We start from the raw sequence: 21,562 nt of genomic DNA, 5'->3' as shown, positions 1-21,562 counted from the left end.
GGTGATTTGTCTGTCGGACTGTCAGCCACCCGGTTGCGGAGCACGCCGGGTGGCTGTTTCACCTGCCGGGGCCGGACTCCTGCCGCTGATCCGAACGTGGCGTGGTTGCCGTTTTCGTGTGCAGGATGTCGCGGGCCTGTTCCGCGGCGCGAGTGATGCTCTCGGCGACGAAATCAACGAAACGGGCGATGCTCTCCAGGCGGACGGCGGCCGGGGTGTCCGAGCCGAGGATGGTGACGCCCTGCCGGGCGGTTTCGGCGAGCTGGGCGTTCGATCGGGCAGCGGCGATCATCGACGACTGGTACCAGACGTCGTCGTCGACGAGGTAGCGGTCGCGGCGGCGTTCGTCGCGTTTCCGGCGGATGAGGCCCTGGCTTTCCAGAAACGCCACCGCTTTGGAAACCGACGCCGGACTGACCTGAAGGTGCCCGACGAGTTCGGCGGCGGTGAGACTGCCCGCGTCGGTGGTGAACAGGCAGGTCAGCACCCGAGACCTCATCTTGGGCACGCCCTGCTGCATGAGCAGGGTGGTGAACGTCTCCTCGTACTCGCGCCCGGCCTCGGGATCGCGTCCGTGAGCCTGCTCGGGTTGCTGCGACCCGCGGGCGACGGGCTGCCTGCGCCGCCGGGCGCGGCGTTCGGTGGCCCGGTGGGCCAGGTCGGCACGGTAGGCGGTGGGGCCGCCGTTGCGCATCACCTCACGGGCGCGCAGGTCGCCAGCAGCCACGGCGCGATCCTGCGGAAGGACTTCCGCGCCATCGCCGAGGCCGTACGCGAGGTCACAACCCTCGACCGCACGGGCCGCTGAACGGCATGGCCAGCGGCCTGACGATCAGCCAGGCCGCTGGCCATGCCGATGCCACCGAGAAAATCACCTACCGGAAGGAAAATTATGACCATCAATCAGCTGGCCGCCTCAACCGGGCTACGGAGGTCGTTGCGCGACAGGCTCCGGGCGTTACGGCCCCTCCGGCGAGTGGGGGTCACCGCGCTGGCCGTAACACTGCTGGCCGGGGTGGCCGCACCCGGGATGGCCACCGCAACCGGCGTGGCCCTGCCGAAGGCCGCTGCCGGGCACGATCGCCCGGAGCTGCGGGAGGCCATCCAGGACATCGTCGGTTCCGGTTTCACCGGGGTGCAGCTACGCGTTGCGGCGCCAGACATTCCTCGACGTCGCTCGCGCCCACCAGCTGCCGGTCGACGACGGATGGGTCGTCCTCGGTGAGCAGACGACGCCCGCTGGCGGCAGCGCGTTCGAAACGCTGCGCGCCGCACATCCCGACATGACCGCGGTGCTCGCATTCAACGACCTCGTCGCGATCGGCGCCTTCCAGACGGCCCGCCGGCTCGGCGTCGCCGTACCGGCGGAGTGCGCGCTGGTCGGTTTCGACGGCCTGAGCATCGGAGAGCTGATCGATCCGCCGCTCACCACGATCCACCTCGACAAGCGGCGGCTCGGCGAGCTCGCCGTACACCAGGTGAATCAACTCCTGGCCGGCGAACTGCCACCACCAGCGGTGCTCAGCCCACACCTGGTTATTCGTGGCACGACGTGAGCCCGCCCGCACCTCATCAAACCGGCACCGACGACACCGCTGGCGGGCCGAACAACCGGAGCAGCCGGTCCGGGCCGAGGTAGGTGGTGCTGCCCGTGACCAGGCCGCCGGCCACGTCGAGGATGACCAGCGCGAACACCACATGCTCACCGTCCGGTCCCGGACGGGTCTGCCAGTACGCCGGCGACCCGTTCGCGGACACCGGGATCAGCTGGGCCCCCGCGCACACGTTCGTCGCCAGCAGCGCCCTTCGGAACTCCTCCCGGCCGCGTAACCACCACGCGAAGGGCGGCATCGACATGGTGGCGTCCTCGTGCAGGAGCGTGACCAGGGCGGCCACGTCGTGTCGCTCGAACGCGTCGCAGTATCGCGCCAGCAGCTCGCGCTGGGCAGGATCGTCCGGCCGCAGCGGCTCGCTCGGGGTGGCCCGCGCCGTCTTCAGGGTGGCCCGGGCCCGTTGCAGGACGCTGTTCACTGCCGTGACCGTGCTGCCGAGCAGGTCGGCGATTTCATCAGCCCGCCAGCACAGCACATCACGCAGGATCAGCACGGCCCGCTGCCGGGCCGGCAGGCGCTGGAGTGCGGCGACGAACGCCAGCCGGATGCTCTCACGGCGCACGGCCTGCTCCTCCGGGCCGCCCTGCGCCGGCAGGACGAGGGCGTCCGGGACGGGCTGGACGAAGGCCCGTTCCGGCAACGGAGGCCCGAGTTCCTCACCGGCCCGGGACGCGCCGCTGAGGTCCATGGCCAGCGCCCGGCGTTGCGGGCCACGCAGCATGTCGATGCAGACGTTGGTGGCGATCCGGTACAGCCAGGTGCGCAGCGACGAGCGCCGCTCGTCGTGTCGGTCGATCGCCCGCCAGGCGCGGATGAGGGTCTCCTGCACCGCGTCCTCGGCCTCAAAGCCCGAGCCGAGCATCCGGTAGCAGTAGCCGGTCAGCTCCACCCGGAACGACTCCAGCCGGTCGGCGACGGTCACCCCGGCGGTCGATGTCTCCACCACGGTCCGAACCCTACGCACCCGCACCGACAACACCGCACCGATGAGACGACACGGCTCGTCTCGTACCTCTGGAAGCCGGCCCGACCGGGCCGGCGCGGAGGCAACGGGAGGCGAAGTGGAAGATCGGCTTCGGGCCGCGGTCGCGGCCGAGCGGCGTGAGCTGGCGGACCTGCTCGCGGCGCTGCCGGCAGAGCGGTGGGACGCACCCACCCTGTGTGCCGGTTGGCGGGTACGGGAGGTCGTCGCACACCTGACGATGCCGTTCCGGACCTCACTCGGGCGCCTGGCGCTCGACGTGGTGAGGGCACGCGGCAGCTTCAACCGGGCAGCGAACTTCGCGGCACGCCGGGACGCGGCGGCGCTGCCGCCCCAACGGCTGGTCGCGGCCCTGCGAGACAACGCCGAGCACCCGTGGACGCCGGTCGGTGGCGGGGTCGTCGGTGCGCTGTCGCACGACGTCATCCACGGTCTGGACATCACGGTGGCGCTGGGCCTGGACCGCCGCGTTCCGGCCGAGCGGTTGACCGCGGTGCTGACCGGCATGCGGCCGCGCAACGCCCGGTTCTTCGGCACCGACCTGGCCGGGGTCCGGCTGCGGGCCACCGACCTGGAATGGGAGTACGGCTCGGGCACACCGCTGCACGGCCTCGCCCAGAATCTGTTGCTGGTGATCTGCGGTCGGCGACTGCCGGCCGGGCACCTCTGCGGCAAGCCCGCGCCCCGGTTCACCGGCTGACCCGGCCGCCTCCCTCCTCCGCGCCGTGCGGTCGAGGTCATCGGCTCCGGCGGTTCGCGGCGGGGCGGCCTTTCGCGTGTTCGACAAACCCGGGTGGCGTGGCCAGACCCAGCCGGGTAACGTAACGACTGTTGCGTAACGCATGTTATGCGGAATGAGGAGGGTTTCTGGTGCCGCGACAGGCGGGGTACCAGAGTTGCACCACAACGCTGCGATGGTCGTCGGGCTCGGCGGTGAAGGTTTCGGGGCGACCGGAGTCGGTCCACTCCAGCACGGTGGTGCCCACCGCGTACCGGCCTGACGGCTCAGGAAACGCCGGCTCGGGTAGCGCCCACGCCGCCACGGGACCGACCGCGAGCAGAGCCAGGCACGCAGCCGATCCCGGCAACGCCAGCCACCGCGGCGCCCGCCGCACAGTTCGCCCGGCGCGCTGTCGCAGCAGCGGGACGGCGGCGAACCCGAGCGCGATCGCGGCGGCCGCAACGACGGGCACCATCTGCCAGCGCAGCCCGAGCACGATCGACACCGCTGCGGAAAGCGCCGCGGTTGCCGCCGCCGCGAGGGTGACCGGGCCACGAGCCACGGCGGGTAACCAGCGGGCGAGCACCAGGACAGCGGCGCCAAGGACAAGCAGAATCTCGAGCGGGGACATGCCAGTTCCTGTGATCGTCTCGGTCATGCCACCACCCTCGCCGCCAGCTCGCGCTCCCGCGTCCTCCCCAGGTCGCCGACGGTGTACGACCCAGATCGCTGATCATCTTCCCCTCGGGTCGCACCTCTGCGGTTGGCCCCGCCCTTCCGGCGCTCGACGGTGTCGGCCGTTCGACACCGCGTTCGGCACCCGGTGGCGAAGGTCGTGCCGCTGGTGCGGCGGGCCAACCGCACCGCGAGACCCACGCCCACGCCATCGTCGCCGGCCGCCTGCCACCGCATCACCGCGACCCCTTCGACCGCATGCTGGTGGCACAGGCTGGCCCGCCTTCATCGCCGCGACGAGGTCGGCGCGCAGCATCGGGCGCAGTGCCCGCACGTCCTCGGTCGGCTCAGACTCGGGAATCTCGTTCATTCCTGGCCTGCGTCGGTCAGGAACCGCTGGATGGTCTCGGCGTATCCGGTGGGGATGTGGCCCGTGTCGGGCAGCATGGTGACGGCGGCGTCGGGACACAGGTGACGCAGTCGGCGGGCGGTGTGGTGCGTGTCCAGAATCCGGTCCTTCGCTCCGGCGACGACCAGCAACGGCGCATCGAGGTGGCGCAGTTGCTCGTCGGTGAAGACCGGCATCCGCTCGCGTCGCATCCGGTAGTTCATCAGGATGAGCAGCAGGTAGTCGGCGAAGTCTCGGTGAAGGGCCGCCTCGGCACCCGACACCCTCGACGCGGGGACGGGACCGAGCACGAAGCGGTAAGCCGCACGCCGACCTCTTCTACCGAAGGGCACGAGGAAGAGCGAGGCGATGATCGCGCCGTGCTTCTGACGCCCGATCCCCGCGGGTACGAGCAGCGCGAGCCGCGCCACCCGCTCCGGTCGGCGTACGGCGAAATCGAGCGCCAGCCACCCGCCCAGCGACGCGCCCACGAACGCCGCCCGCGTGACCCCGAGCCCGTCAAGCACGTCATCGAGCCACTCGGCGTAGGCATCCGTCTCCAGCGACGGCCGAGACGGCGCGCTGAGGCCGGGCTCGCCGATCACATCGACGGCGTACACCCGATGCGACTGGGCCCAGCCTGCGACATCGCTCAACCAGGCCGCCGAGTTGAACCCGCCGCCGTGCAGCAGGACCACCGGCGGGGCGTCGGGCGGGCCGCAGGAAACGACGAAGGTGTCACCCTGGCGGGTGGAGAGCAACGACTCCGTCGAGGGCACGGGCCAGGCGTGCAGGAACGCGCGGTAACGCTCCTCCACCGCGCGGCGGCCGTTCTCGGAGCGGTAGATCGAGTTCATGACGTCGGCTTCGTGAACGACCCGATGGGGTTGCCCGGCTTCCCGCGCGGTCGGCCCCGCCGGGGACGACACGCTACACGGTCCGCCCCTGCTGGTGCGCCAAGCAGGGAGAATTCCTCGTCAGCAGCGTGGACCGCATTTACCTTCATGGGCACCTATCATGCCCAACACCCCTCCGCGCGACAAGACTTTTAGTTCTGATAGGGAAGGTTAGGGCACAAGAAGGTGGCCACCGCGCCGCACGGATGCGGGCAGGCGCATGCTCCACTCACTCGGGCGCCGCAACCAGCGCCTACACGCCGCGCGGTTCGGGTTTCACGCGCCCGCGGGCTTCGCGTGCATCCTCCGGACCATGAAGCCGCCGACGATGGAGGCGACGCCGGCTACCAGCAGGATGGCGATCATGGGTACGACCGAGCCGTTGGCCGCGCCGACCAGGGCGAGTGCGGGTATCGGCAGGAGAGCCCCGCCGATCAGCACGCTGATGGTGAGGGCTATGGCGAGGCCGAGGTAGCGCACCTCGACGGGGAACAGGTCGGCGGTCAGCGCCGGTGCCACCCCGGTGACGATTCCGAGGGGTACGACACCGACCAGCATGGCCGTAAACAGCGCCGGTGTGGACCCCAGGTCGACCAAAAGGTACGAGGGTGCCGCCCAGATGGTCCACCAGATACCCGCGATGATGATCATCCGTTCCCGGTTCGCGTGGTTGCCGTAGTGGGCGGAGATGACGGCGATCACGGTCAGCGCGGTCGCGGTCAGCAGCAGCGCCCACTGCACTGTCGCGGTGCTCAACTCTGGTACGTAATTCTTCGTGTAGGCGAGCAGGCTGGTCAGGAACGCATAGAAGAAGGTGGCCGGGCCGATCCAGATCAGAGTGGCGACGAGCAGGGGGCGGCCCGACCCACGCAACAGCGTGCCCAGCCGACCGGCGGCCCGTTCCCGACTGATCCGGCTTTCCGCCGCGATGAACTCGGGTGTCTCCGCCAGCCGGGTACGAAGTACCAGCCCGAAGACCAGGAGTACCGCGCTGAACAGGAACGGGATCCGCCATCCCCAGCTCTGGAAGGTCTCCGCGCCGACCACCGTGGTGACCAGCAGCAATGACACCGCGACGATCAGGAATCCGATGGTGACCCCGATGTAGGCGAAGGCGCCGAAGAGGTTGCGCCGTTCCGGCGGCGAGTGTTCGACGCCGATCAGCACCGCGCCCGGAATCTCTCCCCCGACTGACAGGCCCTGAAGAAGACGCAACGCCACCAGCAGGATCGGCGCGGTGACACCGATGGCAGCGTAGGTCGGCAGCAGACCGACGCCGATGGTGGCAACGCCCATCAGCGTCAGCGAGGTGATGAGCGCCGGTCGTCGGCCGAGCCGGTCGCCCATCCGACCGAACAGCAGGGCACCCAGCGGTCGGACGAAGAACGCGATCGCGTGGCTCGACACCGCTGCAAGGGTGCCCAGCCAGGGGTGGAAGGCGGGGAAGAAGATCGGGCCGAAGACGGTCGCCGCGACGAAAGCGTAGAGGAAGTATTCGTACGTCTCAAACGCGGTGCCGGCCATCGCGGCGTACGCTACTTGTCTGGGTTTTAATGCGCGTTCCGTCATCCTCGCCCCTCCCGTACTGGTTCGCGGGTCTTCCCGGTAGGGCTGGCGATAAACCAGACGAAGGGCGCGGGTGAACCGCTCACGGACCTTCTCCCACGTCGCCGCGGCTCGTGCCGCACAGCGCGTTCTCAGGCGGCCCGTGCCGCACAGCGCGTTCTCAGTCTGCGGGTGCCGGTTCGGCGGGCCGGGCCGTGAAGAAGCGGACGATGTCTTCCGCTGCGGTGGGGGACAGCATCATCGCCTGGACTCGTGCGGACATTCCGGCGATCGGGTGAATCCTGGTGAACATCACCTCCTCGTACGCCCGGATTGCCGATTCCGGGTCGGCGGGGTTGGCGACGAGCCGACTGGCGAGTTCGGCGGCGTCGAGCATGGCCTGGTTGGCGCCCTCGCCGACCGGCGGCATGAGGTGCGCGGCGTCGCCGATGAGGGTGACGCCCGGCCGGCTGGACCAGCGCGTGCCGATGGGCATCGCTTCGATCAGGCGCGGTGTCGGCGCGCTGTCACCGGCCTCGATGAGTGCGGTGAGGCGTGGGTCCCAGCCACCGAACATGTCCAGCAGAGCGGGCTTCCTACGGTATGCGTCGATGGGGCGATCGTCTGCGGGCAGCGAGATCCCGACACGGAGGCTCCCGTCGCCGAGGCGTTGCGCTGCCAGGATCTGGTTCACGCCGACGCACCACAGGTTCCCGGGGCCGACCAGCTCGGCGAGATCGGGATGACGCCGGTCGACGTCTCCGATGTTCAGCTCCGCGAGGGTGGCCACACCGGACAGTGGGACGTCGGTCAGCAGCGACCGGACGACCGAGCGCGCGCCGTCCGCGCCGACGAGGATGTAGCAGCCGGTTCGGTGGCCGCCATGGAACGTCAGTTCCCAGCCCCCGTCAGGTCGCGGGGTCGCCGCGACAAGCCGGTGCCGCCAGACAACCGTGTCGCCGGGGAGGGAATCGAGCAGAAGATCACGCAGTGTGCTCCGGTCAATCTCGGGACGTCCGGAGAATGAGCCAGGTTGCGGCTCATGGTGCACCAGGGCTCGCGTTCATTCACCACCGCATCGATGCCGTGCCGATGCAGGATCCATGCGAACCAGTCGGTGACCTTCACCGGTGGCCCGCTACCACTGCGAGTGGGCAGGCCAGCCCAATGAAGCGCGGTTCCAGACGTGGCCCTAGAAGCGGTAGTCGTCGCGCCGGTGGCGGATCGAGTGGATCTCCACAACGCGTTTGGCCTCGCTGATCCGGTAGATGACCCGGTATGTGCCGCGGCGGGCGGAGTGGAAGCCGTCGAAGGGCTCGTCGAGTGGCTTGCCAGCCCGATAGGGGTTGATCGCGATCGCGTGCTGGATGGTCTCCGTCGCCGCGACCGCGACCTCCAGCGGCAGGTCCTCGTGCAGGTTGCGGCGGGCCTGCCGGGAGAACACCACCGTGTACGGGCTGGTCACCTCGCGCGCGTCGTCCCGCCGCCCGCCCTGCGGAGGCATCAGGCCGCCCTACCGCGGCGCCGTTCCAACTCGGCGCGAACCTCGTCCATCGAGAACGTGTCGCCGGCCGCGAAATCCTCCCGCGACTGGCGCAGATCCGCGAGGGCCGCGTCGTCGGAGAGCAGGTCGAGCGTCTCCCGCATCGACTCGTACTCGGCGACCGAGATCAGCATGACGTCGGCGCGGCCATTGCGGGTGATCGTGAAGTGGTCGTGTTCCCGAGCGACCCGATCGGCAAGCTCGGCGATCCGAGCCTTGGCTTCCGTGATCGGAATGGTCTCCATAGCGACCATTCTAGCGACTGGTCAGAATTGTGACCATGCTCTTCGGTCGGCCAGAGGAGCCCTGGCTGCTGTTCACCACCACCCACGGCAACTGACCGCACATGGTCTCGGAAGTGGGCGGCCCGGCGTGATGCTGCCGGTTGGCCGAAGGAACACGGTGAATTTCACGCGCTGCGGCACTTCTTTGCCACCAAGTTGATCACCAACCACGCGGAGCCGCAGGGGGTGCAGCGCCTGCTACGGCACAAGACGTTGCGGATCACCTTGGAGACGTACGTGCACTGGTGGCCGAAGCGGGACCGGCCGCGCGGTGTCGTCGGTTCGATCCTCAGCGCGCCGGCAAGCCGCACGGATCGGCCGTGCACGCCGACCAAGATCGAAGATGACTTGTGCCGGATCTGTGCCCGATGATCTTTGAGAGGTAGCGCCTCTGGTCAGGGCCACAAAAAGTGGGCCGGAGGTTACGGCATACGAACCCCGTAGCCGTTGCCACCGGCCCTGACCTGCGGATTCCGATAGCCGGGGACCGACGGGTCGGCCGGGCGTACGGCGTGCTCAGCGGGTGACTTCGCCAAACTGTGGGGGTCGTCGATGTTCGGGGGTCGAACATCTGGTCCCACCTCGCGAGCCGTCGCATCGGTCGCTACAGACGTCGGGCGTTGTTTGAGCCATGTTGCATGACGATCATGGTGTCCTCGGGGGAGAGCGCCCGGCCGTCGGCGGAGCGGATTTCCAGCCACGCGACCGGTTGGCCGCGTTCACGGTCGACGAGTCTGGCCCGGGTCTCGCTTGGCTCGAAGAGGTACTCCTCACTCCACTGCCGCAGCGCGACCAGGACGGGGAAGAGCCCGCAGCCCTTGTCGGTCAACACGTACTCCTGGTGTGGGCTACCGTCGCTGGCCGGAACGGTGCGGAGAATGCCCTGCTCGACGAGGTTGTTCAGTCGGGCCGAGAGGATGTTCTTGGCCACGCCGAGGCTTTTCTGGAACTGGCCGAACCGGCGGAGACCGTCGAAGGCATCACGGATGATCAGCAGCGACCAGCCATCGCCGATGGCGTCCAAGGGCCGCGCGACCGGGCAGTTGGCGCCTTTGTGACTCGTCCGCTTGACCATGCTCACCCTCCTACGGGAGCGCACGCGACGCGCTGACCTCAGGTTCCAAGATGCGACTCTAGTCTCCCAGATAGGGGTTGCATCATGAAACCAAGATCTGGCATCCTGGCGTGGTTTCATAATGAAACCACGTTGGTAGAGGTGACCATGGACGGTCGGCTGACGGCTTCCGCCACGCCCGGGGCGGCGTCGGCGCTCAGCCGCGGCACAGGGCTGCTGCTCGCAATCGCGTCCGGTCTCGCCGTCGCCAACGTGTACTACGCCCCACCGCTGCTGGACGTGATGGCGAACGAGTTCGGGATGCGCCGAGCGACGGTAGGCATCGTCGTGACCGCGACTCAGGTCGGCTACGGGCTCGGTTTGCTCCTGGTGGTCCCGCTGGGTGACCTGCTCGACCGACGCCGTCTCATCGGCGTGCAGTCGCTGCTGTCGGTGCTCGCGCTCATCGCGGTAGCGGTAGCGCCGACCAGCAACTGGTTGCTGGTCGCGATGGCGGCGGTGGGGGTGCTGGCCGTCGCGGCCCAGGTCATGCTCGCCCACGCGGCAGGCCTAGCGACCGCCGGTGACCGGGGCCGTGCCGTCGGGGTGGTGACGAGCGGCATCGTCATCGGGATCCTGCTCGCGCGTACGGTCGCCGGAGCGCTGGGCGATGTCGCCGGCTGGCGTTCGGTGTATCTGGCCGCCGCTGCGGCGACGCTCGTCATGGCGGGACTGCTCTATCGCGCACTGCCCCGCAGCGCCGGCCACCGGGCCCAGCTGTCGTACCGGCGCTTGATCGGGTCACTGGTGCGGCTATTCGCTGAGGTCTCGGCGCTGCGGGTGCGTGCGTTCATCGCATTGCTCATGTTCCTGGCGATGACGGTACTGCTGACTCCGATGGTGCTGCAGCTCAGCGCACCGCCGTACTCATTGTCGACCACCCAGATCGGCCTGTTCGGCCTGGCCGGCGTCGCCGGCGCAATCGGTGCCGCGCACGCCGGGCGGCTCTCCGATCGGGGGCGGGCGCAGCGTGTCACTGGCGTTGGTTTGGTCGTGATGCTCGCTGCGTGGATCCCGGCCGCGTTGCTTCCGCAATCGCTGTGGGGCCTCATTCTGGCCGTCATCGCGTTCGATTTCGGGCTGCAGTCCGTGCATGTGGCCAACCAGAACCTGGTCTACCGCACCCGCCCGACGGCCCAGAGCCGGCTGACCGCAGCCTACATGCTCTGCTACGCGATCGGCTCCGCCATCGGACCCATCGCCTCCACCCTCGTCTACGGCACCGTCGGCTGGCCGGGCGTATGCGCGCTCGGCGCGACGGTGAGCCTGACCTCGTTGCTGTTCTGGGCGTCCACCCGGCGTCTTCCACTCCAATCACCAGAAGGGACACCATGACCCACTACCGTACGGTTCGCGTCGAGGGCCTTGACATCTTCTACCGCGAGGCCGGTGACCCCAGCCATCCCGTCCTGCTGCTCCTGCACGGCTTTCCGGCCTCGTCGTTCATGTTCCGCGACCTGATCACCGCACTTCGCCACGACTTCCACGTCGTCGCGCCCGACTACCCGGGCTTCGGGCACAGCGACGCGCCGGCGAGCGCCGACTTCGGCTACACCTTCGATCACCTCACCGACGTCATCGAGGCCTTCACCGACGCGCTCGGCCTGGACCGGTACGCCCTATACCTGCAGGACTTCGGTGGCCCAGTCGGATTCCGCCTCGCCCACCGACGGCCGGAGCGAATCTCATTCCTCGTGCTCCAGAACGCGAACGCGTACGACGAAGGCCTGCCGGACGATTTCTGGGGGCCAGTTCGCCAACTCTGGAACGACCCGTCCCCGGCCAACCGTGACCGGATCCGCGATGCCGGTATGTCCGATGCGGCGCTGGAATGGAACTACACCCACGGCACCGCGGACCCCGCCCGGATCAGCCCGGACAGCTGGCTGCTACAACGTGCGCTGCTGAGCCGCCCCGGCAACAAGGACGCGATGCTCGACCTGCTCTACGACTACCGCACCAACCCCGAACGCTACCCCGAATGGCAGGAGTACTTCCGCAACCGCCAACCGCCAACGCTGATCGTCTGGGGACGCAACGACGTGGTCTTTCCGGAGTCCGGCGCCCACCCGTACCGGCGTCACCTGAAAACCATCGACGTCAACCTACTCAACACGGGGCACTTCGCGCTCGAAGATCACAGCGATGTGATCGCCGCGCACATCAAGCGGTTCGCTGGCACGCTGCCCTGGTACTCCAAAAGCCACCTGGCATAGGCGTTGGGCGTGGCGCAAGACTGAGGACGGCCACCGCATGATCATCGATGGTGTGTGGAGCAACCAAGGATCGGGCGGTGGCCGTCTTATCAACCGGCGTGAGCCGCTGCCACTCACGTTGGCCACCTCAGAGGTCCGAGGTCGATGATCTCGGACAGCCGTCGTCAGGGGGCGGCGAGCAGCCGGATCTCGCAGCGGACGCCGCTGGCCTTGGTGAGCCGGCCGTCACCGGTCACGAGCGGGCAGGCCATCAACTCCACCGCCGCGACATATGCCGGTCGTACGCCATCATGCCACGCAACTGCCACATTCGGTCGAGCAGCAACGGGACGCCAACCTCATCGATGACCAACGAAGGCAGGGCGTCGATCGCCTCCTCAGCCCGGGCAAGGCCGAGTTTCCTACCGAGCGCCTTGCCCCTGATCACCGACATGACCTCGACCAGAAGGTGGCCTGGCGCCGCCCAGTGCAGATCTCTGGTCAGTTCTACCCGCGCCGCGTCACCTACCGGCCCGTCGTCGACCAGGGCATCGGCCAGCGCCGACGCGTCCACGACTATCACGCGGCACTTCCCCGTGGTCCGCGTTGCTCCCGTTGGTCGGTCAACTCGGCGGCGTTCTCCCCTGGTAGTGAGCGAGCACCGTCCGATCGGCCGGCGAAGCGATCAAGCGCCGCCGTGTTGCGCAGACGTTCGCACCGCGATTGCAGCACCGCGAAAAGCCGCAGGTCAGGAGAAGTGTGTGGGGCGGGCGGGACTCGAACCCGCGACCGAGGGATTATGAGCCGATCGGAGACCCCTGCCCTGAGCAGCGGTGACATACATTGTCCGGATTCATGTTGTGCGTTCCGTGACCCTGAGAGACCCCCATCGACCTACAAAGCTTGATCCGTGTCCCCATGGGGACGATGATCTGTCCCCGTGGCGAGCATCGAGCGACGAGGGGACTCCTGGCGGGTCGTCTGGCGGCACGACGGCCGCAAGGCGTACACCACGTGGCCCGCCGAGGAGTACGCCAACGAGGCCAAGGCGATCGTCGAGGGCCACCGGGGGCGCATCACCGCCGACCGCGTGTACGCGGATATGGGTATCCCCACAGGGGATTCCAATTCCCCTGCCGACGATTCACCGAAGTTGCGGGAATGGTGCGAGGAATGGCTGCCGTCAAAAACGCGAATCTCACCTGGCACGCGAGAGCGGTACGAGCAGCAGCTCCGCGACAGAATATACCCCGCGTTCGGTGATACTCCCCTATCGCAGATCACGTCCGTCGCCATCGGCACCTGGCTGAACGGCCTGCGCGGCGAGATGAGCCAGAAGACGGTGACCCGCTACTACTCCCTGCTGCATACCGCGCTGACCGCCGCTGTCCGCCATGGGCACATCACCGTGAACCCGTGCCACGGCACGGACTTCGTCCGGGACCAGCGGGCCGACGATGACACCGGCGAGCACCACGCCGTCTACCTCACGCCTCGCGACTTCGAACTGCTCCGTGCGCAATTCCCCGCGAAGTGGCAGCCACTGTTGGACTGCATCGTCGAAACCGGCATGCGCTGGTCGGAGGTGACCGCGCTGGCCGCGAAGCACCTGGTCCCCGCAACGGCAAGCTCTGGGCCGCGGATCCAGGTATGGCGGGCATGGAAAGAGGCCGGCGGAAAGAGGTACCTCGGCACCACGAAGGGCCGGGCCAAGCGAGTGCTCCCGATCGGCGCTGATCTGCACGCCACGCTCGCCCAGCTCGTCGACGGGCAGCCAGACGACACCCTCGTCTTCCGCGACGACAACGGCCACGCGCTGGACTACGACCGGATGTACGACCGGGTGTGGAAGCCGGCTCTTCTGCGGGCCCGACTCTGCGCGGTGCATCCGCCGACCGGCGAGGGCGAGCGCATGGAGGGCGCGCGGGGCCGGTGCCGGGACTACGGCGGAACAACGTGGGATGGGCGCCCCTGCGGTGCGCGGGTCGTCTCCGACACCACGCGGTGCTCCGCGCACTACGGTCCCCGGGCCGGCACGACATCGGACTGCGACTGCCCAGACGTGCTGCACTCCGCGCCGTCGTGGCACGACCTGCGGCACACGTACGCCGGCTGGCTGTTCAGTGATCCCCGGATGACGCCGCTGGCGATCTCCCGGCTCCTCGGGCACCAGCAGTTGGCGACGACGAGCGAGATTTACGGGGACCTGATGCCCCAGGCGATTGACGCCGCGGTGGACGCGGTCGCGGACGCGCGGAAAGCGGGCCGTCAGCCCTGACGGCCGCTGCGGTTGGCCTGCTCGAAGATGTCGAGCAGCTCCAGCATCGTCTTGCGCTGCTGGTCGGTGTAGACCGGGTCGGCGAGGATCGCCTCCCGTGCGCTGACCTGCGGGGCTGGCGCGTCCTCGGACGGGGCTGCGGGGGTGCGTCCGGCGAGCCGGTGCGCCTCAGGCAGGTCGATGTCCAGGGCTGCGGCAAGGGAGTTGACGACGCGGGCGGTGGGTGGCCTCCGGCCGACCTTCAGACGGTCGATCGTTGTCCGAGCTACGCCGGATCGGGTGCGTAGTTCGTCGTCCGTCCAGCCTCGGGCGTCCTGCTCGGTGCGCACGCGCCACCAGAAGTCGTAGGCAACACCCCGATCAGTCACGTGCATGTTGTAGCACGAGCGAACTATCCGGACATAGGGCGGCCTAAGAAGTGGGAGGTCAGCGCCGGTCTCCGCACCTCTGTCATGTAGCGTCTTGCATCGTCTTCTTGCGTAAGCTAGCGTCTGTAATCGCACAACACGCTACGACTCGATGCAAGGTGGTGGCAGGTGGCAGAGCTGGAAACGGATCGGTTTCTGACCGTTCAGGAGGTCGCAGACGTCCTGCGGGTCTCCCGATGGAGCGTCGGCCGGTACATCGACGCCGGGGCGCTCCAGGCGATCAAGGGCGACGGCACGAACGGCAGCATCCGCATCCCGCTCAGCAGCCTCACCGCCTACATCGAGGCCCACACCGTCAGCGCGGAAGAGAGGACGCGATGACCCACGCCCCGCCGGCCCTACCTCGGCTGCACCTGCTGGAGGAGGTCGCCGACAGGTACCGCCTGTCGCTGATCGGTCTCCAGCGCCGCGCCCGAGCGAAGGGCTTCACCCACATCAAGATCGGCAAGAAGCGGTACCTCACCGACGAGCAGGTTCTCAGCCTCCTCAGCGAGGCGACGGTTACCAGCGCCGAGCACAGCAAGCGCGAGCAGGACCTAGCTGCCACGGCCGAGCGAATCGCCCGCCGCCGTCGCCGTCCCGCTGCGGCCTGAGCCCAGCGAGCCCCCGACCGCAGCCACGGCCGAGGGCTCCGCACCCGGACCAGAACCCGATCAAGAGGAGTCCAGATGCACCCGCAGACTACCGACCCCACCCGCCTCACCTTCGACGAGTTCGATTTCCCGGACGTCCGCCTCGACACCCCAGCCACGACAGACGAAATCACCGAGGCCATCACCGACGAACTGGCCTCGGCCGGCTACGACCCGGAGACCATCACGCTGGAGTTCGTCGACGGCGGCCGAGCCGTCGCGATCTTCGACGGCAGCAACAACTTCCGGACGAAGCTCGGCACCGTCACGATCACCGCTCCCGAGCCGAAGCCCGACTACTGGCTGAACCTCGCCGCCGACCTGCGCCAGGCCGCTGACCGGCTCGCCACCCTCGCCGGCACCCCGAAGCCGGTCAACGGTGCGCGCCTCACCTTCTACTGCGGCCTGCTCGCCCGGGAGCACGTGGTGGGCCGCCCGATCGTCGACGCGCTCGCCGCCACCTTCAACGGGACGACCAAGACCGCGAGAAGCGGCGGCTCCTGGACGTACGAGGTCGACGCCAAGGTCGGTGGCCTGGAGGTCTGGTCGTACACGTACATCCCGGCGCCGGAGGACACGGAGAAGGCTGCGCTGGCCGCCCGGGTCGCCGAGCTGGAGGCGCAGCTCGCCGCTGGGGGTGCCCGGTGACGTCGCCCTGGTCGAACCCGCCCCAGCTTCCGACCGGCCCCCGCGTCGACGACGACCCGACCGGCCTCTACTACGACCGCAACGACGTCGACGAGCAGCCCACCACCACCGGCACCCCGCCGGCCAGCGTGGACGGCTGGGCCATCAACGGCCGCGCCGCGATCACCGTGCAGCTCAAGCCCTGCTGCGGGGACGTGCTCGTCGGCGAGTACTGCGACTGCGCCGAGTTCATGGCCGGCCTGGACCTCGCCCCGGTCGTGCCGCTGCCCGCGTTCCCGCTGCGGGAGCTGGCCGAGCAGCACATCACCGCCGTCGAGTGGGACCGCCGCCGGCAGGTGGCCTCGTGAGCCTCTTCCCGACCCGGACCCGACTCGCCCTGCTCGAAGGCGTCCGCCAGGGCCACGTCCAGTACGGCATCGGCCCGGACGGCGTGCCCGGCGCTCCCCGCCGCCAGCCTGCTGCCTGGGACATCAGCGACCCGCGCCGCGGACCGCGCAAGGTGTCGGCCGCCATCGAGGAGATGGAGCGCGCCGGCTGGGTTGAGCGCCCAGACCGTACCGCGGTCTGGCAGCTCACCGACGCTGGCCGCAAGGTGCTCGACGAGCAGGTGGCCACCCGCTACCGGGTGGAGTTCGCTCGGGTCGGCCGCAACCACAACGTGGCCGCGTTCGGGCCGGTCGTCTCCGGGCCGGACCACGCGGAGCGGATCGCCGAAGAAGTCCACGGGTACGCCGGGCGGCACCTGAGCTCCCGCTGCTTCGTCGTCTCGGTGGACCTGGCCGCCGGCAAGGGCTGCATCGAAGGCGGCCGGTTCGGCACCTTCACCGTGACCCGGGTCGGTGCCGAGTGACCGGCCTCTTCGTCGCCCTGGCCGTCGCCGTCGTCGTGCTGCTGATCGCCCTGGCCACCGCCGCCCTGCTGGCCTGGGCGTACGCCACCGCCCACCGGGACACCCTCGTCGACCTGGCGGAGTCCCGTCGGGACCTGCGTACCGCCCAGCGCGTCGAGCGGCAGCTGCGTGCCGAGCTGTCCGTGTTGCGTCGCCTCGCCGAGCGGCACGCGGTCGCCTCGGCCGCCCTCACCCCTGACGCGCTGACCCCCGACTGGTGGTCGACCGCGGCGGACATCGCCGCCCTGCCCACCTGTGACGACCCGGGCGGTGCCCGGTGACCGCCCGCGAGGTCCTCGCAGCCCTCATCCACCGCGGCCCGGCCGTCGAGCCGGAGCCCGACGACATCGAGCAGTGGGTTGCCGACCTTGGCCGCCCCGCCGAGGCCCCCGCCGAGCCGCAGACCGACACCACACAGGGAGCCGAACAGTGACCACCCTGAAGACCCGCACGCCCACCGGCCGCGTGCCGTGGCCGCTCATCCTCATCGAGGGCGGCGAGAAGGCCGGCAAGAGCTGGGCCTGCGCCGAGCTCTCCGCCTCGCCGAAGGTCGGCCAGACCTACTGGATCGACCTCGGCGAAGGATCCGCCGACGAGTACGGGGCCATCCCCGGCGCCCGCTACCTCATCGTCGAGCACGACGGCACCTTCGGTCAGATCCTCGCCGCCGTCGAGGCCATCAAGGCCGAGGCACAGCGGGCCGCCGACGCGGGGGAGCCCCCGGTCGTCGTGGTCTTGGACTCCGGCACCGCCGAGTGGGACCTCCTCAAGGGCATAGCCGACGCCAAGGCCCGCGCCCGCCTGGCCAAGAAGGGCAAGCGCCTCGGCCCGGACGAAGAGCCCCAAATTTCGATGGACCTGTGGAACGACATCAACGGCAAGCACCGAAAGTTGATGACCCATCTGATGACCTTCCCGGGCATCGCGGTGGTCACCGCCCGGGGCAAGGACGTCGCCGCGCTCGACAGCAACGGCCGGCCCGTCGAGGGCTCCAAGGAGTACAAGGTCGAGGGCCAGAAGAACCTGGCGTTCGACGCCACGGTCTGGATCCGAGTCTCGCGGGATCACCCGCCGCTGGTGGTGGGTGCCCGGTCAGTGCACGCCGGCATCCAGCCTGGCGTCGACCGGCCCCGGCCGGTGCCGGGGATGACCCTGGAGAAGGTCGTTTTCGAGATCCTGCGCTGCAACCCGACTGAGGCGCACGTCCGGGACTTGGTGCAGCCGCAGGTGACTGACGCGGACGTGGCCGAGGGGCAGGCCGAGCGGCCCGTCTCGGCGCCGCCCGCCAGCCGCCCGGTCTCGGGGCCGCCTGCCGCGCTGTCCGCCGCCGCCACCGGGCTGCTGGACGACTTGACCCAGGCAACCGACGAGACCGGGCTCCGCCGGGTGTGGCGGGCCGCCGTCGCGGCCGACAACGAGGGCCGCGTCAGCAAGGCCGAGGCCGAGCACTTCCAGGCCCAGTGGAAGGCCCGCAAGGCGGAGCTGTTCCCGCCGGAGCCGAAGAACCCGGGCAACGACCCGCAGCGCCGCAAGATGTTCGCCCTGCTCGGTCAGGCCGACATCACCGACCGGGATGACCGGCTGGCGTACGTCAGCGACATCGCGGGCCGGCCGGTCGGGAGCACCAACGACCTGACCGACGACGAGGTCCAGGCGGTGGTTGCGCGGCTGGAGTCGTACATCGCGCAGAACACCCCGCCGGCCGAGGACCTGGGGGCGGCGTCGTGATCCTGCCTGACTGCACGATCTGCGGCGGCCGTGTCGTCGCCACCTTCAACGCCGGCGGCCCGGTCGAGATGTGCCAAGGCTGCGGCAACGCAGCCCGGCCCATCACCGCGCCGATCAACGTGGCGGACCTCCGCGAGCAGATCGCCACCGTGGTGGAGGCCCGGCCGGTGCTGTGCGACGCCTGCGTGGTGAAGCGGTGCATGGCGTGCGAGACGCCCGGCTGTGACTGCCCCCGCTCCCGGCACCCTCGCCGCCCCGCCGGGGACCTCACGGCGGAGGGCATGGAGCTGCTGGCCGCCGAGCGGAAGGGCCACCTGGAGCCGTGCGAGGTGGCCCGGTGAGCAGCCGCGACCCGGGCGCCGCGAGTGGCGGCGTGGCTACCGAGCCCGGCCGGTGCGCGTGCTCGCACCTGGAGCCCCTGCACCAGCCCGGGCGGAACGGCCGAACCCGGTGCCAGTACCGCGGCTGCGGCTGCAAGCGCTACGCCGAGTTCAGCGCGCGCCGTGTCATCGCGTTCCCCGGGGTCGGCGTCTCGCCGGCCCCGGGGCCCCGGCCGGTCCCCGCCGACCTGGACGCGATCGGCGACCGGTACACGGACCTGCTGGAGGCCCGGGAACACGGCGACCAGGCGGTGGCCAACCTGCTCGCGCACGCCTGCGCTGACGACATTCCCGCCCTGCGCGAGGAGATCCACCGGGTGGAGCTGCTCCGCCGCGAGCTGGCCGCCGAGGTCGACCGGCTGACCGGGGGCGCGTGATGGCTCGTACCCGGCCACGGCCCCGCCGTGCGAAGCAGACCGTGAAGTCCCGCCTCGCTCCCTGCGTGTACCGGGCCGACCTCACCATGCCCGACCCGGCCGACACCGACCACCCGCTGTGCGTGTGCGGCCTCGCCTGGCGTCACCCGCGGCACGAGCTGCCGGACACCACCGACGCCCAGGCCGAGCACCTCCGCCGGGTCGGAGACGACCGGTGAGCCGCGTGCTGCCCGACCGGGGCCGCATCAGCCCGCACTGCAAGGCCCGGCGGCACGGCGACTACTCCGCCTACCGGTACGGCTGCCGCTGCCCCCACGCCCGCGATGACCGCCGCATCTACGCCAAGCGGCAGCGTCAGGGCCGCGCCCAGCCCGCCTACGTCGACGGCACCGGCACGCGCCGCCGCCTCCAGGCCCTCGCCGTCCTCGGCTGGCGGTGGACGGACATCGCCGACCGGTTCGGTATCGCCTGGCAGCCCGTGCAGCGACTCGCGCTGCTGAACCGACTGGTCCACGTGGACAGCGCCGCCAGGGTCGCTGCCGTCTACCGGGAGCTGTCCGTACGGGCCGGCCCGTCGCCGATCACCGCCCGCCGGTCGGTCGCGAAGGGCTGGCACGGCCCGATGGCGTGGGCCGACATCGACGACCCCACCTGCGAACCGGACACCGCAGACCCGGACGCGCCGGTGGTCGACGAGTGGGCCGTCAGCGAGGCCCTCGCCGGCCGGCTCGACCCGTCCCGGCTGGCCGACATCGACCTGACCGAGGCCGTGCGCCAGCTGCTGGCAGACGGGCTGAGGACAGGCCAGGTCCGCTACCGGCTGCGCCTGAGCTTCGCGCAGGTCCAGCGCGCCATCCGATCCATCCGCACCGCCCTGACGACCGAGGAGACACGAGCCGCATGAGCACCCCGACCGCATACCGAGTTCCCGAAGTCATGGGCTTCGTCGCCGTCCCTGTCCGCAAAGAGCCCGGCATCGTCGCCCATCGGGTCGAGCGGGTCTGGGACGGCCAGCGAACCGCCGGCCAGCTCCGCTGGGAGAACAACAAGGGCGGCGTCACCGTCGTGCCCGCCTGCCTGCCGCAGGGGCAGATGCCAGGGGCGCCGCACCACGAGCTGAGCAGTGCGATGGCCAACCACATCGGCGCGGTGGCCTGCACCGCCTGCTTCCCGGACGCCGAGCCCCGCTGACCCGGCTGGCCGGGCCTCACTTCCCCGGGGCCCGGCCAGCCACCTCGAACCACCCGCACGAGCAGATCAGGAGCACCGGTGACCGACCGCGAGCTACGCCCCGTAGGCCGCTTCGAGTGGGAGCAGATCATAATGCGCGCCCGCCTCGGTGGCCTCATCACGGGCAACGGGCGGGGCACCCGAGGCGGTGTCTCCGGCGCAGCGTTCATGGCCGTCGCGCTCGTCTGGTCCGGTCACGCCGACCCCGACGGCACCAACATCTGGCCCGGCGACGCCACCGTCGCAGTCGAGGCAGAAGTCGGACTGAAGGTCGCCCAAGCCGTGAAGCGGAAGATGATCGAGATTGGGCTCACGGAGAAGGTCCGGTCCCGGTCCCGCCGGCAGCACCGCGGCGACGAGTACCGGCTGACCCTCCCCACCGACCTCCTCGACCGCGTCGAGGTCCTCACCCCGGCCGCCCTGAAGCTCGCCGCGATCGCCGAATACGAGAAGCAGCGCGGCAAGCGTGGGGGGTCCACCGGACCCCTCAGGGAACCGGTGGGTCAGACCGCCGTGGGGGGTCCACCGGAACCCCCACACGACGATTCGCCAGAAACCCGTGGGGGGTCCGATGGACCCACGAATCCGGCTCGTGGGGGGTCCGGTGGACCCGCCGTGGGGGGTCCACCGGACCGCGATACCACCCAGGACCGTGCCAGTTATGGACCTACCCCCGCTGAAGACAAGCCCCGTACGGCCGTAACTGGTCCGCGCGCGCCCGAGACCGAAGAACCCGATTCCGAGGTGGAAGTGGAACAGCGGACGGCCCGGCCCCGCGGCTGCGCCGATCACGGACGCGCCTTCGCCTCCGGCCACCGTCCCGACGGCCAGCCGGCCTGCCCGCTCTGCCGCAGGGGCGCACCGCCCACCGTCACCCGCGCCGAGCACCTGGCCGACGTCATCCCGCTCAGCCGCCGGAGCGCGTCGTGACGGCCCCGTACCGGCACCAGACCCCCGGCATGCGCCGCGCCCGCGCCTCCGCCCAAGCCGCCATCCGCCGCGCCCAAGCCCACATC

The 21,562-nt window shown here is 69.9% G+C and carries 29 protein-coding genes and 4 pseudogenes; 21 read left to right on the top strand and 12 right to left on the bottom strand.

Annotated elements, in window-relative coordinates; translation table 11 throughout:
- Nucleotides 1–58: 58 nt before the first annotated feature.
- Nucleotides 59–778, bottom strand: a pseudogene (locus tag E1193_RS33960) (MarR family transcriptional regulator); the annotation flags it as partial.
- Nucleotides 779–1,148: 370 nt separating this feature from the next.
- Between E1193_RS33960 and E1193_RS11865 the strand changes: the two are divergent.
- On the top strand, nucleotides 1,149–1,556 hold the full coding sequence (locus tag E1193_RS11865) for a substrate-binding domain-containing protein (protein WP_243707530.1): 408 nt from the start codon (nucleotides 1,149–1,151) through the stop codon (nucleotides 1,554–1,556).
- 16 nt (nucleotides 1,557–1,572) lie between these two features.
- Here the strand turns inward: E1193_RS11865 and E1193_RS11860 are convergent, their stop codons facing one another.
- Nucleotides 1,573–2,559, bottom strand: coding sequence for a sigma-70 family RNA polymerase sigma factor (locus tag E1193_RS11860; RefSeq protein WP_243707529.1), 987 nt, complete (start codon nucleotides 2,557–2,559; stop codon nucleotides 1,573–1,575).
- A gap of 115 nt (nucleotides 2,560–2,674) precedes the next feature.
- Between E1193_RS11860 and E1193_RS11855 the strand changes: the two genes are divergently transcribed.
- Complete coding sequence (locus tag E1193_RS11855) at nucleotides 2,675–3,295, top strand: maleylpyruvate isomerase family mycothiol-dependent enzyme (protein ID WP_243707527.1); 621 nt, start codon at nucleotides 2,675–2,677, stop codon at nucleotides 3,293–3,295.
- Between the two features lie 145 nt (nucleotides 3,296–3,440).
- Here the strand turns inward: E1193_RS11855 and E1193_RS11850 are convergent, their stop codons facing one another.
- The gene (locus E1193_RS11850) at nucleotides 3,441–3,974 is read right to left on the bottom strand and encodes a hypothetical protein (RefSeq protein WP_132183121.1); all 534 of its coding nucleotides are present in this window, start codon (nucleotides 3,972–3,974) and stop codon (nucleotides 3,441–3,443) included.
- A 212-nt stretch (nucleotides 3,975–4,186) separates the two neighbouring features.
- Between E1193_RS11850 and E1193_RS11845 the strand changes: the two are divergent.
- Nucleotides 4,187–4,267, top strand: a pseudogene (locus tag E1193_RS11845) (PIN domain nuclease); the annotation flags it as partial.
- Nucleotides 4,268–4,357: 90 nt separating this feature from the next.
- On the opposite strand, the gene E1193_RS11840 reads toward E1193_RS11845, so the two are convergent.
- From E1193_RS11840 to E1193_RS11820, 6 genes are all read right to left on the bottom strand, one after another.
- Nucleotides 4,358–5,236 carry an alpha/beta fold hydrolase gene (locus tag E1193_RS11840; RefSeq protein WP_132183119.1) on the bottom strand — a complete coding sequence of 293 codons (879 nt, stop codon included), beginning with the start codon at nucleotides 5,234–5,236 and terminating at the stop codon, nucleotides 4,358–4,360.
- Between the two features lie 315 nt (nucleotides 5,237–5,551).
- On the bottom strand, nucleotides 5,552–6,799 hold the full coding sequence (locus E1193_RS11835; protein WP_165945715.1) for an MFS transporter: 1,248 nt from the start codon (nucleotides 6,797–6,799) through the stop codon (nucleotides 5,552–5,554).
- Nucleotides 6,800–7,001: 202 nt separating this feature from the next.
- Nucleotides 7,002–7,610: an FAD-dependent monooxygenase gene (locus E1193_RS11830; RefSeq protein ID WP_243707526.1), complete on the bottom strand. Its 609-nt coding sequence runs from the start codon at nucleotides 7,608–7,610 to the stop codon at nucleotides 7,002–7,004.
- A gap of 101 nt (nucleotides 7,611–7,711) precedes the next feature.
- Nucleotides 7,712–7,948, bottom strand: a complete 237-nt coding sequence (locus E1193_RS33095; RefSeq protein ID WP_243707524.1) for a hypothetical protein — start codon at nucleotides 7,946–7,948, stop codon at nucleotides 7,712–7,714.
- Between the two features lie 64 nt (nucleotides 7,949–8,012).
- The gene (locus E1193_RS11825) at nucleotides 8,013–8,324 is read right to left on the bottom strand and encodes a type II toxin-antitoxin system RelE/ParE family toxin (protein ID WP_132183113.1); all 312 of its coding nucleotides are present in this window, start codon (nucleotides 8,322–8,324) and stop codon (nucleotides 8,013–8,015) included.
- On the bottom strand, nucleotides 8,324–8,608 hold the full coding sequence (locus E1193_RS11820) for a type II toxin-antitoxin system Phd/YefM family antitoxin (RefSeq protein WP_132183111.1): 285 nt from the start codon (nucleotides 8,606–8,608) through the stop codon (nucleotides 8,324–8,326). Before E1193_RS11820 ends, E1193_RS11825 begins: the two co-directional genes overlap by 1 nt.
- A 159-nt stretch (nucleotides 8,609–8,767) precedes the next feature.
- Between E1193_RS11820 and E1193_RS11815 the strand changes: the two are divergent.
- Nucleotides 8,768–9,019, top strand: a pseudogene (locus E1193_RS11815) (tyrosine-type recombinase/integrase); the annotation flags it as partial.
- 232 nt (nucleotides 9,020–9,251) lie between these two features.
- On the opposite strand, the gene E1193_RS11810 reads toward E1193_RS11815, so the two are convergent.
- Nucleotides 9,252–9,722, bottom strand: a complete 471-nt coding sequence (locus E1193_RS11810; protein ID WP_132183109.1) for a helix-turn-helix domain-containing protein — start codon at nucleotides 9,720–9,722, stop codon at nucleotides 9,252–9,254.
- Between the two features lie 84 nt (nucleotides 9,723–9,806).
- Here E1193_RS11810 and E1193_RS11805 point away from each other — a divergent pair, with 84 nt between their 5' ends.
- Nucleotides 9,807–11,096 carry an MFS transporter gene (locus E1193_RS11805; protein ID WP_347877023.1) on the top strand — a complete coding sequence of 430 codons (1,290 nt, stop codon included), beginning with the start codon at nucleotides 9,807–9,809 and terminating at the stop codon, nucleotides 11,094–11,096.
- Nucleotides 11,093–11,977 (top strand): alpha/beta fold hydrolase, encoded by an 885-nt coding sequence (locus E1193_RS11800; protein ID WP_132183107.1) that lies wholly within the window; start codon nucleotides 11,093–11,095, stop codon nucleotides 11,975–11,977. The genes E1193_RS11805 and E1193_RS11800 overlap by 4 nt, the downstream gene beginning before the upstream one ends.
- A 164-nt stretch (nucleotides 11,978–12,141) precedes the next feature.
- Here the strand turns inward: E1193_RS11800 and E1193_RS11795 are convergent.
- Nucleotides 12,142–12,539, bottom strand: a pseudogene (locus tag E1193_RS11795) (type II toxin-antitoxin system VapC family toxin).
- 357 nt (nucleotides 12,540–12,896) lie between these two features.
- Here E1193_RS11795 and E1193_RS11790 point away from each other — a divergent pair.
- Nucleotides 12,897–14,234, top strand: a complete 1,338-nt coding sequence (locus E1193_RS11790; protein WP_132183105.1) for a site-specific integrase — start codon at nucleotides 12,897–12,899, stop codon at nucleotides 14,232–14,234.
- Here E1193_RS11790 and E1193_RS11785 read toward each other — a convergent pair.
- Nucleotides 14,225–14,602: a helix-turn-helix transcriptional regulator gene (locus E1193_RS11785; RefSeq protein WP_165945714.1), complete on the bottom strand. Its 378-nt coding sequence runs from the start codon at nucleotides 14,600–14,602 to the stop codon at nucleotides 14,225–14,227. The genes E1193_RS11790 and E1193_RS11785 overlap by 10 nt on opposite strands.
- Before the next feature lie 168 nt (nucleotides 14,603–14,770).
- Here E1193_RS11785 and E1193_RS11780 point away from each other — a divergent pair, with 168 nt between their 5' ends.
- From E1193_RS11780 to E1193_RS31830, 14 genes are all read left to right on the top strand, one after another.
- On the top strand, nucleotides 14,771–14,983 hold the full coding sequence (locus tag E1193_RS11780) for a helix-turn-helix domain-containing protein (protein WP_132183101.1): 213 nt from the start codon (nucleotides 14,771–14,773) through the stop codon (nucleotides 14,981–14,983).
- Nucleotides 14,980–15,255 carry a hypothetical protein gene (locus E1193_RS11775; RefSeq protein ID WP_132183099.1) on the top strand — a complete coding sequence of 92 codons (276 nt, stop codon included), beginning with the start codon at nucleotides 14,980–14,982 and terminating at the stop codon, nucleotides 15,253–15,255. Before E1193_RS11780 ends, E1193_RS11775 begins: the two co-directional genes overlap by 4 nt.
- 75 nt (nucleotides 15,256–15,330) lie before the next feature.
- The gene (locus tag E1193_RS33090) at nucleotides 15,331–15,942 is read left to right on the top strand and encodes a hypothetical protein (protein WP_243707521.1); all 612 of its coding nucleotides are present in this window, start codon (nucleotides 15,331–15,333) and stop codon (nucleotides 15,940–15,942) included.
- Nucleotides 15,939–16,289, top strand: a complete 351-nt coding sequence (locus E1193_RS11765) for a hypothetical protein (RefSeq protein ID WP_132183097.1) — start codon at nucleotides 15,939–15,941, stop codon at nucleotides 16,287–16,289. The genes E1193_RS33090 and E1193_RS11765 overlap by 4 nt, the downstream gene beginning before the upstream one ends.
- Complete coding sequence (locus tag E1193_RS11760; RefSeq protein WP_132183095.1) at nucleotides 16,286–16,792, top strand: hypothetical protein; 507 nt, start codon at nucleotides 16,286–16,288, stop codon at nucleotides 16,790–16,792. Before E1193_RS11765 ends, E1193_RS11760 begins: the two co-directional genes overlap by 4 nt.
- Nucleotides 16,789–17,112 (top strand): hypothetical protein, encoded by a 324-nt coding sequence (locus E1193_RS11755; RefSeq protein WP_132183093.1) that lies wholly within the window; start codon nucleotides 16,789–16,791, stop codon nucleotides 17,110–17,112. Before E1193_RS11760 ends, E1193_RS11755 begins: the two co-directional genes overlap by 4 nt.
- Nucleotides 17,109–17,264 carry a hypothetical protein gene (locus tag E1193_RS31840; protein ID WP_165945713.1) on the top strand — a complete coding sequence of 52 codons (156 nt, stop codon included), beginning with the start codon at nucleotides 17,109–17,111 and terminating at the stop codon, nucleotides 17,262–17,264. The genes E1193_RS11755 and E1193_RS31840 overlap by 4 nt, the downstream gene beginning before the upstream one ends.
- Complete coding sequence (locus E1193_RS11750; protein ID WP_132183091.1) at nucleotides 17,261–18,559, top strand: hypothetical protein; 1,299 nt, start codon at nucleotides 17,261–17,263, stop codon at nucleotides 18,557–18,559. Before E1193_RS31840 ends, E1193_RS11750 begins: the two co-directional genes overlap by 4 nt.
- Nucleotides 18,556–18,900: a hypothetical protein gene (locus tag E1193_RS11745; protein ID WP_132183089.1), complete on the top strand. Its 345-nt coding sequence runs from the start codon at nucleotides 18,556–18,558 to the stop codon at nucleotides 18,898–18,900. The genes E1193_RS11750 and E1193_RS11745 overlap by 4 nt, the downstream gene beginning before the upstream one ends.
- A complete protein-coding gene (locus E1193_RS33085) occupies nucleotides 18,897–19,316 on the top strand; it encodes a hypothetical protein (RefSeq protein WP_243707519.1) in 420 nt (139 codons plus the stop codon). The genes E1193_RS11745 and E1193_RS33085 overlap by 4 nt, the downstream gene beginning before the upstream one ends.
- A 41-nt stretch (nucleotides 19,317–19,357) precedes the next feature.
- Complete coding sequence (locus E1193_RS31835; protein ID WP_165945712.1) at nucleotides 19,358–19,534, top strand: hypothetical protein; 177 nt, start codon at nucleotides 19,358–19,360, stop codon at nucleotides 19,532–19,534.
- Complete coding sequence (locus E1193_RS11735) at nucleotides 19,531–20,220, top strand: hypothetical protein (protein ID WP_132183087.1); 690 nt, start codon at nucleotides 19,531–19,533, stop codon at nucleotides 20,218–20,220. Before E1193_RS31835 ends, E1193_RS11735 begins: the two co-directional genes overlap by 4 nt.
- Nucleotides 20,217–20,507 (top strand): hypothetical protein, encoded by a 291-nt coding sequence (locus tag E1193_RS11730; RefSeq protein ID WP_132183085.1) that lies wholly within the window; start codon nucleotides 20,217–20,219, stop codon nucleotides 20,505–20,507. The genes E1193_RS11735 and E1193_RS11730 overlap by 4 nt, the downstream gene beginning before the upstream one ends.
- Before the next feature lie 78 nt (nucleotides 20,508–20,585).
- Entirely contained in the window at nucleotides 20,586–21,476 is an 891-nt protein-coding gene (locus E1193_RS31830) for a hypothetical protein (protein WP_165945711.1), read from the top strand.
- The last annotated feature ends 86 nt before the right edge of the window (nucleotides 21,477–21,562 follow it).

Source organism: Micromonospora sp. KC606 (assembly GCF_004348675.1).
GTDB lineage: Bacteria > Actinomycetota > Actinomycetes > Mycobacteriales > Micromonosporaceae > Micromonospora.
This window is presented reverse-complemented; position numbering and strand designations above follow the sequence as displayed.